Here is a 16,654-nt window from a genome sequence, read left to right as displayed (position 1 = left end):
TTTAGCAATAACGCCGCGAATCAATAAAGGTTCGCGGCTTTTTGCTATTTTAAAGCGTCCACATTACTTACACGACAAATGCCCGTTGATAGAGCATCCACGCAGTAAGCTGCTGAATATCTTTTTCTATTAATGCACACAACATATCGTCAGGTAGTGGTGTTGTTTCAGGATCAAATGGTGGCATTTCACCATGTTTACAACGATCTGGAAACGTTTGTTTTACCCACTGTAATTGACTGATCCAACGGGCGGTAGACTGTGGTTTATCTGATTGAATACCTAATTTGGTTGCTAATAATAATGCATCATTTAAACGTTGAATTAATACTAATAAGCTAAGCCAGTCTTTTGATGTGCGAGGGCTTAAGTTTGGTTCTTTTAGTAAATTCATCACCTCACCATTTAATGCATAATAGCGTTGTTGGCTTTGGTATAAGTTGATTTTTTGTTCCCATTGAGGCTTATCTAATACAGCAACATATAAAATTTGAGACTTTATCATGCTAGCAGTGTGACGATCTAGCCATGTCATTGTCCAGCTTGGTGCAATGAAGTAATTCACCGAAAATGCAATAGTTACCCCAAATAATGTATCGATAATACGATAAAAAGATACATATGTATTATCAGGGGATAACAAGCTAATAGCGAATACAATCATTGATGTTAGCCAGAAAACATGAATGTCGTAACGTTCTTTGTGGTATGACGTGAAAGAAAAAAATACTGAAATACTTGTTAATAATAAGAGGTGCTGTGGAGGCACGAAATACAAACAGATGAAGCAATAAATTCCCCCTAATGCAGTACCAGAGAAACGATTCCAAATTCTATGATTAGTTACCGCCATTGATGAAGTCAGCAATACAATAAATGCAGTTAATGAGATCCAATAACCTTGTGGTAAGTGATAGAACTCAGTTAAAAATTGAGTTACCGCTAATGTAACCGCAATTTTTCCAGCATGACGCCATTCTTTAGAATTAAACTTAAGTGCAAGACGGAAATCACTAATAAATGCTTCACTATCACTTGTAAATAAATAGATATTTTTACTGTTATCGGGCGAAGAAAAGGTATCAAAGTTATAGCAGCGTTTGAATTTTTCTATTATATCAATTATATATATTGTATTTTTGTATTCGTTAGTAGTAAAGGTTGCTGTGATCTGTTGCTTGTTTCTTAATTGTTCTACTGCTTTTTCTATCCACTCAAAAAGTTTAACTCGGGTTGTTGTATGAATATCAAAGCTAAGCACCCGTTCTAAACAAATAATATACTCAGACATTTCTAATAAACGTTGTAGCTCTATTTTTATTTGTAGTGCGCGTTTTGAGGAGGAAACAGAATTACTGTAATACGCCAAATTATGCGCACTTTGATAAAAGAACTGGCGTCTTGCTGCCAATTGAGTTTCATTATTAGAAAAGCGTAATTCATTAAGCCAATCGGCCAGTGCATTGTGTACAGTCACTGTATGTTGATGCAATATGCGTCCTTTAAAAAAAGGCCATAAAACTAATGAAGATAGCATAACACTAAAGCCAGCGAAGACATTAGCCATAAGAACAATAACTAAACTATCACCGACAGAAGCAAAATGAATTGCCATAATGTAGATAAAGCCAAAGTTATAACCAAACAAGCGAATGTGAGGACGTTGGTTAGACATTAGGCCATAAAGGATAGCAATAGAGCATAATGTAATAGCACTTAGCCACATATAACTAAAGACTAAAAAAGCTAAATAGGTTGCAACAACGGTGATTAGTACTGAAATAGACAGTATTTGTAATCTTTTTAAATAGGGTAGATTTCGCGCTTGAACCCCGAGTAACCACGCTGTAATTAAACCTGAGATTCCGGCACTAGTAAAACCTAAGCCATAAAATACACCTAGGCTAACTAACATTGGAATAGTTATACGAATAGAATCGGGGATGTCTGCTGCATTGGAAAACCAGCGGCTAAACATAGTCGTTAACGTTGTTATTTTCATGATGGCGGCTTGTTAATAGTGAAACATGCAGATACGACAAAATATAGTTGAAAAGAAAACTAAATGAGCCGTGAAAAATGATAAATAGTGCAATACAAGTAATACGTTATTAGTGATGCTATAAAAATAAAGGCAGTGCATCGTGTGAGACACTGCTTTTTTCATTTAATTAAGCTGATTGTAGCAATAATTGACCAAGATAATTCATTGCAAAAGCAGCATCTTGTGCAGCTGTATTTACTTTTTTGATTAATTGTTGTGCACGTTCATCATCATCTTTTAAACTGATTTGTATTTTATTAACCAGTTGTTCTGCCATTTCTGTTTTTTGCTTACAGTCATTAAATAACGCAGAAATAACAGAGATATCAATTTCACCACCTTTAGCGAATAAATCAGCAGCAATGTTATATACCGTATGAAATTGATTGGCAGCATCTTTTTTTCCTGCTGCTGCTTCTTTAGCCCACTCCGTAGACCATGTTTTAAAAATAACGGCAATTTGTGGGTTAGGTTGCACTTGTATTGGTTGCATTATGTAGTCCTTGAAGTGGTTATAACTAGCATAGTAATGCAGCTTATAACGGGTTTAAAGAGCAATTTTTAGAAACTGATACCATTGGGCAAATTTCATTATTGTTGATTTTTTTTTAATCGATAAGTGGGTGGTAACCATACAATATTGAGTGTGGTATCACATAATTTAGTTATATATACCGTTTTACATCAAGATCTTTGCGAAATGACTTGCATGCGACACTGTAACGTTTTACGTTAAATATAGCCCTTGGTAGTAGTGATAGCCAATAGGTGCTAAGGAGAAACTCATGATTAATGTGAACTTCGAATTGGCAAATCAAGCATATGCTAAAGTGCTCATGTATCCTTATGGTGGCGAAATTGAACAACATGAATATACAGCACTGCGTGTTTTCCGTTGGGATTTAGCACGAGCTGGCAAGCCAATTGATCAAGCTTTTGATTTAAGACTGCAAGCAAGCGGTTATCGTAAAATAGCCTCACAGCCTGCAAAAGCTCATCGTCCACTTCCTGCGTGTGTTTTAGCACAAATGAGTGAAAGCTGGAAAAGCCAACATGGTTACTTATAATGTTTAAATACTTCTAAGGCTAAAGAAATAATTTCTCTAGCCTTTTATTTTTGTCTAAATAATATCAATCATAATAAGTTCTTGCCTAATTTAATAACCTTTTTCAGCATGCCTTACAGCGAATACACGCGAAAGTGATAGCGAATCGAATGCTTTTGAAAGATGATTACTTAATTAATGATATTGGTATAATACTGTTATATTTAAAATAGAGACAAAAAAACCAGCCATTACTGACTGGTTTAAATATAAAGATACTATTTGATTATTTTATTTATCAAACGTGTTTCCATTTGCTTCACGTGCTTCTGCAATAGTATCAGGGTGCCATGCCCCTTCAATATCTTTCAGTTCTTTAAACTTAGAGCGATCAAATTCTGGTGTTTTACCTGCTTTAAGTTGTTCTTCATAATCTTTGATAACCTTAATGGCTAATCCCGAAAGGAAGATAAGAGCGATAATATTAACTAGAGCCATTAAGCCCATAGAAACGTCAGCCATGCTCCAAACAACAGGAAGAGAAGCAACAGCACCAAACATTACCATCCCTAATACACAAAGGCGGAATAATAATAGGCCTTTTTTAGTATTACCATTTAAGAACATAATATTTGTTTCTGCATAAGTGTAGTTTGCAATAATCGATGAGAAACAAAATAGTAAGATAGCGGAAGCAATAAAATACGTTGTCCAGTCGCCGAGTTGATTACTTAATGCTTGTTGTAGTAACGCAATACCTGTTCCTGCATCTGGTGTGTTCATTACGCCAGAAAGCATGATCATTGCTGCTGATGCTGTACAAATAACAATAGTATCAACAAACACACCTAACATTTGCACAAAGCCTTGTGAAGCGGGGTGGTTAGGGTTAGGGGTCGCACTTGCTGCAACGTTAGCTGCTGAACCCATGCCTGCTTCATTTGAAAATAAGCCACGGGCAATACCGCTTTGCATTGCTTGTGAAGCAGTAAAAGCAACACCACCGGCAACAGCTTCATGCCAACCAAATGCACTTTTAACAATCAGTGTAAGTACGGCTGGTAATTCAGTAATGTTCATTATCACAATAACAAGTGCGATAGCTAAGTAACCAACAGCCATGATAGGTACAATTTTTGTTGATGCTGTTGCAACTCGGCGTAAACCACCCATGATAAAAAAGGCAGTAAAGATAACAATCACAATACCTTGAGTCGTTTCATCCCAACCAAAAGAGTGGTGTAGTGCGTCTGTGATGGTGTTTGCTTGAACGGCATTGAAGACAAAACCAAAAGCAATAATAAGACAGATTGAAAAAAGAGTACCCATCCAACGCTTACCAAGACCTTGCTCCATATAATAAGCAGGGCCACCACGGTATTGACCATCAACGTCTTTTACTTTGTATACTTGAGCAAGGGTTGATTCAATAAATGCCGTAGCCATTCCAAAGATAGCAATTAGCCACATCCAAAAAATAGCACCTGGACCACCAATAGTTAGTGCAACAGCAACACCTGCCATATTACCAGTGCCAACACGAGCAGCCATTGATGTACAAAAAACTTGATAAGAGCTAATGCCATTTTCTATTTCACGGCCGCTTTTTAATACATCGATTGAGTGACGGAATTGACGTATTTGAATAAATCCAAGACGAACACTAAAGTAAATTCCCACACCAACCAATAAATAAACGAGAAGTTGGCCCCATAAAACGCCGTTTACTGAACCAATAATCGCCATTAAGGTGTCATTGATTGATCCCAGTATATTTCCATTCGTAGAAGTCATATTTTTTCCTGTTAATAAAACTATGTAATCTTGAAGGATTACTTAGTGAAGAGGAACATTCATTACTTGTGAGTGCTCTTGCTATCGGTTTCTATAATAGGTTTTTTATTGCTTATAATTTGTAATATACATGATTATTGTGCATTACAATTACTTAACATGTAACCGATTTCATTACCATCTAAGGCGATGCAAGGTAGCACAAAAAATCTAAAATCCAAGGAGACTTATATCACAAAAAAAGAAATATTACTATGTAACACGTTACATTGTTAATAGTGGTGTGTATTTTTATTCTTTCTAATCAATTGGTTATAAATAATTGTGAATGGAGTTAGATAAAAGCTATTGTACGCTGTGCATTACCGTATGTTGAGATTTTGCCATTAAAAAAAAGAGTGTATAAATTTTTAATGGCTGGGTTATTGCTGATTTTGTAGCGAGGTTGATTATAAGAAATGCTTTAATATAGGCTGCTAGAATAGGAAACAAGTATAAGAGAGCAATATGATACATTGCTCTCTTAATGAAGAAATAAAAACTAAATATGAGAATAGTTACTTTCCAGCGGCTTCAATGTATATTTTCTTATGGCAATTACCATAAAAAGGGCGTCCTTTAGGACCTGATTCAAGCAATGCCTGAACACTACTGTTAACATTAAAGGACTTCCCAATATTCAATCGAACTTCATTTAAATATTTACCCTGACTACAAGCTAAGCTAATACGATCAACGGCATTAGCGCCAAAATGAGAAATGAGGTCTTTCTTAAAACTGGCTGTTGAGACATTTTTACCAATATTTGCTTTGATAAATTGACCAATTGCAGATGTGTCTACTTTTTCAACCAGCTTTGTTGCTGTTAAGAAATAGTCATTAGCGTCTAAATTTTGACAAACGCCGTGTTTTTTCCACTCATATTCCCCAAATTTTGTTTGGTAATAAAAATTTGGCATCCATGGTGCGATTTCTTTGATAGTAGATGCTGAAAGATCCAGACGAGCATAACGATCACAATAACCATATTTGGTGCCACAGCTGGCTTTGTTTGGCCATAAACCATGTAGCGTTAAATTCGTTATTTTTAATTTACCGTCATTAATGGCTGTACACTCTGGTTTATTACCTCTGTAATTAAAGTGCTCACAAAATCCTGGTTGCCATGTCAAGGCTAATACATATGAATCAAATTCATTACGGGTATTACAGCTTTTGGGTGAAGTATCAAATGATGTTGTGGGCTTTATTGCGGTATTACTATTAAGGTGTGTGGTACCACATGATTTACTAACCCAACGTACTGCTGGAGATGCGTTAGGAATAAGTATCTGCACCCAATCAAAATCTTTTTTATTTATAGCTTTAATTGCGTATTGTTTATTGCTAATTAGTTGGGTGTTATTCGGATTAGTTTGTTTACGAAAAGATTGATAAGCTTCACAGCTACCGTTTGATGTGAAACTACCCGATGATTGAATAGATGCATTTGCGGTAATGCTAGAAAGAGAGAGAATATTACCGACAAGAATAGTAACTAAAAGAGAGTTAGGACGCACAATTTGCCTATTATGAAATGGATGATTTAGTGCTAACTATAGTTGATTATTAGACTTTTATTAAGGGGATAAAAGTGTGTACAGGGTAATTGTGTACCTGATTACCACTATTTAACAGCCACTGTTAAATTATCTCCTATACTTTAAGATATTGAAGTATAGGAGTGACGTTATGCCTAAGAATTCAATCCAATTTCAGAAAGGCTTTTCTATACCCGAATTTATGCAAATGTATGGGACAGAAATTCAATGTAGAGAGCGTTTATTTAATATTCGATGGAAAAATGGTTACGTTTGCCCTACCTGTGCTTCTAAAAGTTATTGTGAACTTAAATCGCGGTCATTATATCAATGTAATAAGTGTCACCATCAGACATCATTGACGGCAGGTACTTTATTTTCCCATTCAAAATTACCGTTAACTACTTGGTTTTTAGCTATTTATCTCATCACACAAGATAAAAACAGTATTTCAGCATTAGAGCTAAAGCGTAAATTAGGGGTTTCTTATAACGCAGCATGGCGAATAAAACATAAGCTCATGCAAGTGATGAAAGAGCATGATGATAATCGAAAGTTAGGCAATATCGTGCAATTGGATGATGCATATATTGGAGGTAAACAAAAAGGAAAGCGAGGACGTGGTGCCAAAGGTAAAACACCTTTTGTATCAGCGATCTCTTTGAATGAAGAAGGTCATCCTATTTATATGCGGCTAAGTGTTGTTTCTTGTTTTAAAAAACAAGAAATTACAGATTGGGCTAAAAAGCATTTACAAGAAAAAACGTTAGTCATATCAGATGGTTTACCCTGTTTTAATGGTCTGTTAGCAGCAGATATTATTCATGGTTCATTACCAAAAAATGGTAAAGAACTTCACCAATATGAAGCTGCATTTTATTGGGTCGATACCATGATTGGTAACGTTAAAAATTCGATAAAAGGGACATATCACGCAATTAGAGAAAAGCATATTCCTCGTTATCTTGGTGAATTCTGTTTTCGATTTAATTATCGGTTTCGAGTTGAAGATATATTCAATACGCTAATTAAATGTGGTGCAAAATCACCACCGATGCCAGAGAAATTATTAACGCTGGCTGAGTCTCGGTGGTAATCAGGATTGTGTATGTGTTTTAGTGAAGAATCGAGTCAAAAAAGACCATACGATCAATTTTAAATGAATAAATTGCCAATTTTTTTAAATTAGTGTTCACAAAAAAGCTAACTCAGAGTAATATTCACAGAAGTAGCGTCCCCAGTTACACGAAAATGAAAAGATCAATTATAATAGAAGAGACTTTGAGGTGAACATATTCACTTTAAGGAATATTGGTAGGTAAACACCAATCTCATTTATTCATCTGAGGTTATTAATTTCATTTAGCTAAATATAGAACAATGTTGATTTTTATCATTAAGATTGTTTATTTTATCAATGCATGCTTAGCAATTTTTATGTTAAAGCAGATTTGTATTATTATCCGAGGTAATTAATGGACAGTTTCGCAGCTGCAGAAAAAGCGCTCAGTGCGATGTTAAAAAGTGTAGAAGCAACTGGTGAAGTAAAAGAAGCCCGTGTTGACTACCGTCAAATTTTAATTGATTTTGCCGATGAAGTTCCCGGTCGCCAAAAAGCAGTAATTAAGCGTATCCCCCTACAAAAAATAAATAATCTAATTGCCGTATTACATGAATTCAAGCAAGAATCACGCCATTCTCGTATGATTGAAATTTTAGCCATGATGGAAAAAGATGATGTATTACCACATGATCTTGTTGTTAAAGAACTATCCAATGAAGCTGAATAGCAATATAAATCAATAATTAAACCTGATTTTTAATTATTTTAATGTGATTAAATTTATACTGTAGTGTCTTAATACTATATTTATCAATTACAGCCTTCTTATTTTAATATAGTAAGTTGCACTCTTATATTGATCACTTATGTAGTATACAGAGTTAATAATATTAGCTCTGTATACACTCGCTTGAACGCATGTTATTAAAAAGCATGTGATGAATACTGTACTTTCTCTTCAATTCCTAAATTTCCTATCATTTATTATAATTAAACGATGTTTTATTATGAATGTGCTATTCAGTATGCCTTTAATTTATAAAGCGACTTGTTTATGTTACTAATCAATATTATTTCGATTAATTGACTATTAAGGACTTTATGTGAGTAATATAAACTGTGCGGAGCCTTTTATTAAAGCTCAACACATTACTAAGTTTTATCATAACAAAAAAGCATTAGAAAACATTAGCTTTAGTTTATCTAGTGGACAAGTTCTCGGTTTACTCGGTCATAATGGTGCTGGTAAATCAACGCTCATTAAAACGTTATTAGGGATGCATAGTTGCGCAGGTGAATTAAGTATATTTAGCCTCTCACCTGAGAAGCACCGTGAGAAAATAGTTAAAAATCTTGCGTATATTTCTGATGCAGCCATGTTACCTGAGTGGATGACTGTTAAGCAGTTAATTGCGTATGCTGCAGGAGTGCATTTTCGTTTTGAACAACAAAAAATGCAGCAATATTTGGCTCAAACGAATATCAGTATTAATAGTAAAGTAAAAACATTATCGAAAGGTATGAAAGTACAGTTACATTTGGCGCTAGTAATGGCAACAAACGTCAATGTACTTATTTTAGATGAGCCGACGCTTGGGCTTGATTTAATGTATCGGTCAACATTTTATCGCACTTTGATGGCGTGGTTTACTGAAGGTGATCGTGCATTAATTATAGCGAGTCATGAGGTGAATGAAATAGCGCATTTACTAACTGATGTTTTAGTGCTTAAAAATGGTCAGGTCGTATTGCAATCGTCTTTATCGTCATTAGCGGCTGAGTTTATGATTTTGTCTACTAATGAGGCTAACATTGATGCTGCGAAACAATTAAATCCGTTAACTGTAAATTATCAATTAGGGCAATATCGATTATTATTTGAAGGCGCTGATATCTCTCAATTGGCATTATTAGGGGATATTAGCCAACCCAGTCTTGCTGACATCTTCTTAGCGAAACAGCAGGAGTCAATATAATGAAGCAAACTTATACTCTAGTAAAAAATGAATTATTAGAACATAAAATAATTATACGATTGCCATTATTTTTAGCATTATTTGCTGCTGTATTGGTTGTAATAGTATTGAGTAATATTAATAGTTTCTCTTTTAATATTCAGATGAATGATATTGATGGTTGGCAACCACCGATAACAACATCATCATTTGCCGGCATTGTTGGCTCTGGCGCTTTTTTTATTGCGGGTATTGTATCTTTACTTAGCTTTTTTACTTATTCTGCCAAAGCTCTTGCAAAGGAACGTAAAGAAGGTACGTTAGCTTTTTGGCATTCGATGCCAGTGAGTGACAGTAAAGCAATTGCTATTAAGATCTTTGTAGCATTAGTTATTATTCCATTATTGTCATCATTACTTTTATTATTTATAGATGTGACCGTATGGGTAGTTGCGAAGTGGGTTATGCCGACTGACATGTTGGTAGAAAATGGACTTTCTCTTGCTGCAATTGGTTTGCATTGGGGGCAGTTTATTTCAATGATGATAGCAATGAGCTTAGCTTTATTGCCTATTATTTGTATTATTTTTTGTGCTTCTCAGTTAACTGAGCACCCATTATTAGTTTTGTTTGTTGCAATAACCTTGATTAAGTTCATTAGTTATATGTTGTTTGATTCAATGGCAATAGGGACTTGGCTAAACCGTGTCAGTAATTTGGCGTTTAATATTCTAACCAGTAATCATCCTTGGCAGACATTAGCAAGTGTTGGTTCAGTGACGCTATTTGGATTATTAATTGTTGCGGTAGGGTTATTTAAAGTTAGTGTTTATTTACGTAGCGGTGATTGAGTGTCATTGTAGAATATTAATGTTATTAAAAAAGAGAATGTAGCGATACATTCTCTTTTATTTTTGCTTCTAATTAAACCATGGTTATTTTATTTCATATATACATTATGCATATCGGTTTAATTATAAAAAATTACTTAATCATTAAGCTGCAGAAACTGACTCAATGTATTGTACTTCGTTTTTATATTTACGAACATTACGAGACAGAGTGCCTTTTGGTAGCTCATAACGCTTCTCAGCTTCGTAGCTTGATAGTCCATCAAAAACCACGGCAGCAACAGCAACACGCTGGTTCTCTGACTTGAAGATACGTTGTGCGATTAAATCATATTGTGTATTAGTCATAGTCTTGCCTATTTGAATTTTTGGAGTGGGATTATGGTCGTTCCAATACGTCCACTCAATGCTTGAAAAACGGTCGACCTGTTATCTATTATAACAAGTAAACAAATGCTGTTAGCAAGACAATAGCAATATGAACCTTAACAGAAGATTAATAGAATTATTTTTATGGATTAATTTAGCCGCTAAAGTGAAAAATTAAAATTAAACGCCTATTTTTTTAGACATAAAGGCAATAATTACGGCTTGGTTTTAAATAAGGAATATTAGATTGAATATATGTGATTAAATAAAGGGAGATAGATCTCCCTTTATTAGGTCATTTTAAAATCAATTAGCCAATAAGACGTAATCCATTAGGCAATGCATCACCAAAGACCCGTTTTGTTTCTTCCTCTGTCAATATTTTGACCTCAGAAACCATTTCAATCCAGCTATCAGGTGCTTTGCTTTGTTTTAATTTAGCGATCACTTGTTGACGAAGATCATCATTAATATCTAATGTGCGATCACCTGTCATACGCGTCATCATTACGGCTGCAAAACCAATGTATGACTCTTTGCGCCAATCATAATTCATTAGTTCTGGTAAGCAGTAAGAAACATGCTCAGCGGATAATAAGTTATGTGTACTACCATAAAAAGGTGATCGAGTTGCAATTCGACCGATAGCCCACCAATGCGCTTGTGCATACTGTGTTTTCTGAAGACGACCAAATAACCATTCAATCAGTTGTAGCTTCTTATCAAACGGTAAGTGCTCTAAAGACGCAGCTAAGCGAACCATATCTTCATAGCTACGCTCTTGGAGTTCTTTATTAAGCTTGGCGTTACGACTCGCACCTGGCGTAATATATTTAGCAATGTCTTTATAGATAACAAGTTGCTGCTCTTGCGTTAAGCCACCTGCGACACGACGCCAGAATGTCCACCAATCACACCATGTTTGCGTATTAGTGTCAAATTGAATGCCATGTTGATATAGCTGCCAAATTTGCTCCATACGGTATTCATCAGCAGGGTAGCCAAACCCAGGACGCATAGCAAAACCAGTAAGCTTTAACCAATTACGTTCATGAAGATCTGAACGACGACGGCGCTTCTTGCTATCAAGTAATGCATTAGCAAGTTCACGTAAACATGGCGTTTCCCAATTATCCCGTTTACCTAATATTTTATCGAGATCATTACGAAGTGTTTTAGCCGCTTGATTATCAGCAGTCTTACTACCCCCAAAGACTTTTTTAACGGCATCAATAGCATCTGGCATGCGTGCTGGAAGTTCACTTTCTGCCAGTGTGCTATCAGTATCATTATTACGATTTAATCGAGCTAAATCTTTACGAATAGAAAATTCTACTTTCCAACGTTTAGTCTTATCCGTGAGGCTTACTGCTTCAACTTGCAGCGTTCCTACTTCTGTTAGCTGACAAGCTAATGTAACTTCCTCGCGATCTTTTTGGTTTGCGGCTAATTCGCTACGATCGCGTTCACTGTCTAAGGTTGCAATAAAAGGCGGTAGGTTAACATAGCCATCACCGAGGATTTCAATTAGCTCACCCACATCGTGATGTTTATCATTTGTAGATGAAATTAAGTTAAATCGTACCGGTTCGCCTAACGTTAATGCAAACTTACGGTGTGCTAAGGTAACTTCAGTGCCTTCTTCAATCCCTTTGGGTAATAAACAGATCCCTTGCTTGGTGCCTTTGTTTTCACCAATCGTTAAGAAGAATGATCGCGCTGAGCCACCACCGATTTTTAGTTGTGCGCCATGGCGTGCTTTAGCATAAGCAACAGCACCAAAGGCAACTGCTAAGTCTGGGTGGAGGTTTTTAAGCTCAGTAACCGGCGCTCCACGCCAACGAGAAATAATATCTAGCGTACGCGCTGACAGTAGGGGGCTATTAAACACACCGCCATTAAGCAGTACAGCAACAGGAATTGCAGGTTGGTCATCACTAATAATGATTGAATCTGGGTGATGTAGATTAAACGCATTAAATGCTTCACGACAAACATTGTCATGCAGATCAATAAACTGAGCAACATGCTTACTGATAGCAGGATCAGCCGCATACGGTAAGCCAAATTCAACCATGGCTGCTTGACGTTGATTTGGTTGATCAGTAAATGCCGTGATAGGGAAAAAGCCATCAAGGGCAATGCTATGCACTTCTTCACGGTTTAACTCAATACTTTTTGCACCGCCAATCAAACGCGAACCACTGCCTAGCATGGTTACTTTAGCATTATCTGGTGCGTTGCCTGATAATAACTTTTCTTTCACTTTTCGCGTTTGCTGAATCAATTTTGATAACGCAGCTGGGCTTAGTTTTTTAGATTCGCCATGCAGGCGTTGCTCGGCAACGTGTGCTAGTGCTAAATCGAGATTATCGCCACCTAACATTAAGTGATCACCAACGCCAATACGATCAAGGGTTAATTTACCCTCATCACTGCCGACTTTAATTAAGCTTAAATCGGTAGTACCACCACCGACATCGCACACCATTAATAATGGAATGTCTTTTAATAACTCATCGGCGTGTTGGCGGTTTTGGGCGTACCAGTCATAACAAACTGCTTGCGGCTCTTCAAGTAGTAATACTTTTTTTAATCCTGCAAGCTCAGCTGCTTCTAATGTGAGTGCACGTGCTGATTCATCAAAAGAAGCAGGAACAGTGATCACAACTTCTTGATGAGCAAGTTTGTCATTTTTATGGTGATAGTCCCATGCTTGACGCACATGGTTTAGGTAACTTGCACTGGCGATAACAGGTGAGACTTTCTTAACGTCAGATGTTGAAGCTGTTGATGACCAAGGCAAAATAGCTTCGTTACGATCAACATGTTGATGGGATAACCAACTTTTAGCACTGACAACTTGGCGACCTTCAACCTTTGCGCCTAGTTCACGCGCAAATTCACCAATAATAACGCTCGGAATCTCACCATTTACAGGCTCAACGTTCCAAGGCAATACTAACTGGGTTGCGTCCATTTCACCTTCTGCTGGATGATAACGAAATGAAGGCAATAATGGTTTACGTACTACTTCACCGGGTGCAATTAATTGATCAATTTCAAAAATATGCATCGGACTTGTTTCTAAGGTATCTGTAATTTCACTATAAGCGACAACAGTATGTGTTGTACCCAGATCAATACCAACAAGGTAGCGCGGAGAAGATGAAGACATGCTGACTCCATAAAATAATTGAGATGAGAACATAGCCAGATGGGAAACATTTGATGTGTCAGTTTTTGCGGGTAGAAAATAGGTGAGTGTGTACCCCTGACAGGTTTCATTGGCTGGTGGTTAGATAAATAAACGGCGCACTATAAAGTGCGCCGTTGTGCGAGCAATTATGCTTCGCGAACGTCAAATTCGACTTGCCACTTCTGACCATTATCGGTCGCAATGGCTTCAAGGCATAACATGCCAAGTTCAGTTACATGTGACGCTAATTTAACAGGAACAACGTCACCAGCAGTACGACCTTTAGATACAGGTAGTGTCATTTGAATCGCCGGTAGTTCTTCCATCTCTTCTGGTTGCCACCAATCAAGGTGTGTACCTGCAACATCATCACGACGTACGGTTGAACCAAAGAATTTAAACTGTACTGGCTGGCCAATAATCAAACCAAATTCTTGGCTTGGTACGTCAGCTTGACTGCCTTCTTCCATACCAAAAGGAGCAACACATAATGCTTCTAATGGTGGTTCCATACCTGGAATAGCAGGCATGGCACTTTCAATACCGACGTAATAGCTACTTGCGATACCACCACGAATACGAACGCCTTTACCACGACGAACAAAACCGTAGTATGAAGCGCCACTTGCAACAGCAAGATCAAGATCAAGCCCTGAAAGTAGTTTTGCTTCTGTAGAGCCGGCGGTTGTTAGCCAGCTATTAATTGTTGTTAATAGACGCTCTGACAGTAATGATGATTTAAGTACACCACCGTTAAACAAAATAGCCGTTGGGCGAATAAAGCCTTCATGCTGTTGTTCATATTGGGCAAACAGTTCTTCTACTGCTTGGCTTTGACGACTTAAAAAGCTTGCAACATGACGAGATACTGCCGCATCTTGTGCATATGGTAGACCCATTTGAGTTAATGCACCACGCGCTGTTTGTACGGGTAACTCTTCAATGGTTGTTTGTGGGAAGAAACCTTCAACCAATGTTTGTTGTACTTCTTCTTGGGTTAATTCTGTTTGTAGCGTACCGCCAAGAAGCTTAGAACCACGACTCGGCACTACAATTGGCATAGATTGTAATTCAGCATCGTTAAGCAGTGCTTCTTTTGCATCACGACAAGCATGAGTAATCGCTAATACTTGCCATGGCTGTAACTGCTTGCCTTCTTGTGCTAGCTTCATCTTTAAGCGATAAGCTAGAGCAAGATCCATGTTGTCACCGCCAAGAAGGATGTGATCGCCCACAGCAACACGGTTAAGGGTCAAGTTACCGTCTTCTTCTGTAACAGCAACTAACGATAAATCCGTTGTACCACCACCGATATCGACCACTAAAATGATATCGCCAACCGCAACTTGGTCACGCCAGTTATCATCACTGTTTTTGATCCAGCTATAAACAGCAGCTTGTGGTTCTTCAAGCAAAGTTAGGTGCTTAAAGCCAACATTGCGTGCTGCTTCTGCAGTAAGTTCACGCGCAGCCGGATCAAAAGATGCGGGTACTGTAATCGTTACGTCTTGATCACAAATGGGCGTTTCAGGATGTTGGAAGTTCCACGCATCGGCCATGTGCTCAAGGTACTTTTGTGTTGCCTCTAATGGTGATACTTTAATAACTTCTTCAGAGCTATTAAGTGGTAGAAATGCGTCACGACGGTTTACACCACCGTGGCAAAGCCAACTTTTAGCACTTGAAATAAGACGAATAGGGGTCTTACTTCCTAAATTTCGCGCCATCGCACCAACAATAGCATTGGGTTTTGCATTCCAAGGAAGTGCAGTATCACCTTCAGCTAGCTCTGACTCATGAGCTTGGTACATAAATGACGGCAATTGGTTTTTATCTTCCACATTACCTGGGGTGGTTAATTGTGGAATAGCCATTACCGTGACATCAGCGTTTTCATTTTCAAGATCAACATAAGATAACACACAGTGTGTTGTGCCTAAGTCAATACCTACGCTGTAGCGATGTTGTTGTGTTTCTTGCATTATAATTCTACCTCAGCGGCTGCGATGATATGTACATCATGGCCTTCTGCCAATTTAGGCAATTTAACATTTGTCACTTTCCAACCGCGATGGATCAGAGTGCCATTAAATGGTGCTTCACCAACGACGTTACCCGTTAGGCGTACTTCAGAAGCATTAAATCCTTGGGGTAGGGTAATGCGTGATTCTTCTTCTTCAGCACGTACTGGTGCGAAGCTGAAGTATTCATTAAGTACTTTTTGACCACCTTCATGAATAACACGAGCAGCAGCACCAATATCAGCATCAGCAAAGCCTTTAAGATCTTCTTTCATAAAATCAATAAAGCGCGCGTCTTGTTGTAAAAGTGACAGTAGTTGGAGTGCTGAATCTGGTGTTGATGTTTTTAGTTTTGGTTCAACTTCGACTTCAACAATCTTCTCAACAATTTTTTCTACTTCAACAATTTTTTCAACAGGTTTCTCGACGATCTTCTCAACGATTATCTCGACGGGTTTTTCAATCTCAACGATCTTTTCTACTTCAATCTCTTTTTCAACAATTTTTTCGATCTCAACAGGTTTACCTTTTTTCATTAGATACATTAACAAAAAGATCACTGCTAATGCGCCTAAGATTGCGTGTCCCATGTCGATACTCGTTGGCATCGCCGACAAATCTACGTGCATCGCTGATAATTCAGTGAGCATATTGGAAAAATCAAAAGCCATATTTGTTTACTCTTAGCGGTTAAAGGTCGATTCGTGAAACGTTCTGTTAGAATCAGCTTCA

13 protein-coding genes are annotated in these 16,654 nt (G+C 37.3%); 5 read left to right on the top strand and 8 right to left on the bottom strand.

The genetic code is table 11. The features are described 5' to 3' along the window. Positions 1-67: 67 nt before the first annotated feature. The gene (locus OC457_RS08190) at positions 68-2,002 is read right to left on the bottom strand and encodes an FUSC family protein (RefSeq protein ID WP_080173304.1); all 1,935 of its coding nucleotides are present in this window, start codon (positions 2,000-2,002) and stop codon (positions 68-70) included. 169 nt (positions 2,003-2,171) lie between these two features. After that, positions 2,172-2,537 carry a hypothetical protein gene (locus OC457_RS08185; protein WP_080173305.1) on the bottom strand — a complete coding sequence of 122 codons (366 nt, stop codon included), beginning with the start codon at positions 2,535-2,537 and terminating at the stop codon, positions 2,172-2,174. A 292-nt stretch (positions 2,538-2,829) separates the two neighbouring features. On the opposite strand from OC457_RS08185, the gene OC457_RS08180 reads away from it, so the two are divergent. Further along, positions 2,830-3,111, top strand: a complete 282-nt coding sequence (locus OC457_RS08180) for a hypothetical protein (protein WP_080173306.1) — start codon at positions 2,830-2,832, stop codon at positions 3,109-3,111. A 270-nt stretch (positions 3,112-3,381) separates the two neighbouring features. Here OC457_RS08180 and OC457_RS08175 read toward each other — a convergent pair whose 3' ends face one another. After that, positions 3,382-4,884, bottom strand: a complete 1,503-nt coding sequence (locus OC457_RS08175) for an alanine/glycine:cation symporter family protein (RefSeq protein ID WP_080173307.1) — start codon at positions 4,882-4,884, stop codon at positions 3,382-3,384. Positions 4,885-5,441: 557 nt separating this feature from the next. Further along, positions 5,442-6,443 carry a ribonuclease T2 family protein gene (locus tag OC457_RS08170; RefSeq protein WP_235866891.1) on the bottom strand — a complete coding sequence of 334 codons (1,002 nt, stop codon included), beginning with the start codon at positions 6,441-6,443 and terminating at the stop codon, positions 5,442-5,444. 172 nt (positions 6,444-6,615) lie between these two features. Here OC457_RS08170 and OC457_RS08165 point away from each other — a divergent pair, with 172 nt between their 5' ends. From OC457_RS08165 to OC457_RS08150, 4 genes are all read left to right on the top strand, one after another. Then, positions 6,616-7,560, top strand: coding sequence for an IS1595-like element ISPma1 family transposase (locus tag OC457_RS08165; protein WP_080176628.1), 945 nt, complete (start codon positions 6,616-6,618; stop codon positions 7,558-7,560). Between the two features lie 379 nt (positions 7,561-7,939). Next, positions 7,940-8,254, top strand: a complete 315-nt coding sequence (locus OC457_RS08160; protein ID WP_080176204.1) for a hypothetical protein — start codon at positions 7,940-7,942, stop codon at positions 8,252-8,254. 376 nt (positions 8,255-8,630) lie between these two features. After that, entirely contained in the window at positions 8,631-9,503 is an 873-nt protein-coding gene (locus tag OC457_RS08155; protein WP_080176205.1) for an ABC transporter ATP-binding protein, read from the top strand. After that, positions 9,503-10,333 carry an ABC transporter gene (locus tag OC457_RS08150; protein WP_080176206.1) on the top strand — a complete coding sequence of 277 codons (831 nt, stop codon included), beginning with the start codon at positions 9,503-9,505 and terminating at the stop codon, positions 10,331-10,333. Before OC457_RS08155 ends, OC457_RS08150 begins: the two co-directional genes overlap by 1 nt. Before the next feature lie 144 nt (positions 10,334-10,477). Here OC457_RS08150 and OC457_RS08145 read toward each other — a convergent pair whose 3' ends face one another. From OC457_RS08145 to OC457_RS08130, 4 genes are all read right to left on the bottom strand, one after another. Continuing rightward, entirely contained in the window at positions 10,478-10,681 is a 204-nt protein-coding gene (locus OC457_RS08145) for a hypothetical protein (protein ID WP_036795050.1), read from the bottom strand. 331 nt (positions 10,682-11,012) lie between these two features. Further along, positions 11,013-13,880 (bottom strand): Hsp70 family protein, encoded by a 2,868-nt coding sequence (locus OC457_RS08140; protein WP_080176207.1) that lies wholly within the window; start codon positions 13,878-13,880, stop codon positions 11,013-11,015. A 167-nt stretch (positions 13,881-14,047) separates the two neighbouring features. Continuing rightward, entirely contained in the window at positions 14,048-15,883 is a 1,836-nt protein-coding gene (locus OC457_RS08135; RefSeq protein WP_080176208.1) for an Hsp70 family protein, read from the bottom strand. Continuing rightward, positions 15,883-16,551, bottom strand: a complete 669-nt coding sequence (locus OC457_RS08130; RefSeq protein ID WP_162841698.1) for a DUF2760 domain-containing protein — start codon at positions 16,549-16,551, stop codon at positions 15,883-15,885. The genes OC457_RS08135 and OC457_RS08130 overlap by 1 nt, the downstream gene beginning before the upstream one ends. Positions 16,552-16,654 lie beyond the last annotated feature (103 nt).

Source organism: Photobacterium toruni (genome assembly GCF_024529955.1).
Lineage (GTDB): Bacteria > Pseudomonadota > Gammaproteobacteria > Enterobacterales > Vibrionaceae > Photobacterium > Photobacterium toruni.
Note: the sequence above shows the minus strand (reverse complement) of the source record. Positions and strands in the feature narration are given on the sequence as shown.

Bases quoted from the DNA above. Each gene is read 5' to 3' on its own strand.
- OC457_RS08150 (WP_080176206.1), top strand. From the start codon at position 9,503: ATGAAGCAAACTTATACTCTAGTAAAAAATGAATTATTAGAACATAAA.
- OC457_RS08185 (WP_080173305.1), bottom strand. From the start codon at position 2,537: ATGCAACCAATACAAGTGCAACCTAACCCACAAATTGCCGTTATTTTT.
- OC457_RS08145 (WP_036795050.1), bottom strand. From the start codon at position 10,681: ATGACTAATACACAATATGATTTAATCGCACAACGTATCTTCAAGTCA.
- OC457_RS08135 (WP_080176208.1), bottom strand. From the start codon at position 15,883: ATGCAAGAAACACAACAACATCGCTACAGCGTAGGTATTGACTTAGGC.
- OC457_RS08180 (WP_080173306.1), top strand. From the start codon at position 2,830: ATGATTAATGTGAACTTCGAATTGGCAAATCAAGCATATGCTAAAGTG.
- OC457_RS08165 (WP_080176628.1), top strand. From the start codon at position 6,616: ATGCCTAAGAATTCAATCCAATTTCAGAAAGGCTTTTCTATACCCGAA.
- OC457_RS08140 (WP_080176207.1), bottom strand. From the start codon at position 13,880: ATGTCTTCATCTTCTCCGCGCTACCTTGTTGGTATTGATCTGGGTACA.
- OC457_RS08175 (WP_080173307.1), bottom strand. From the start codon at position 4,884: ATGACTTCTACGAATGGAAATATACTGGGATCAATCAATGACACCTTA.
- OC457_RS08190 (WP_080173304.1), bottom strand. From the start codon at position 2,002: ATGAAAATAACAACGTTAACGACTATGTTTAGCCGCTGGTTTTCCAAT.
- OC457_RS08130 (WP_162841698.1), bottom strand. From the start codon at position 16,551: ATGCACGTAGATTTGTCGGCGATGCCAACGAGTATCGACATGGGACAC.
- OC457_RS08160 (WP_080176204.1), top strand. From the start codon at position 7,940: ATGGACAGTTTCGCAGCTGCAGAAAAAGCGCTCAGTGCGATGTTAAAA.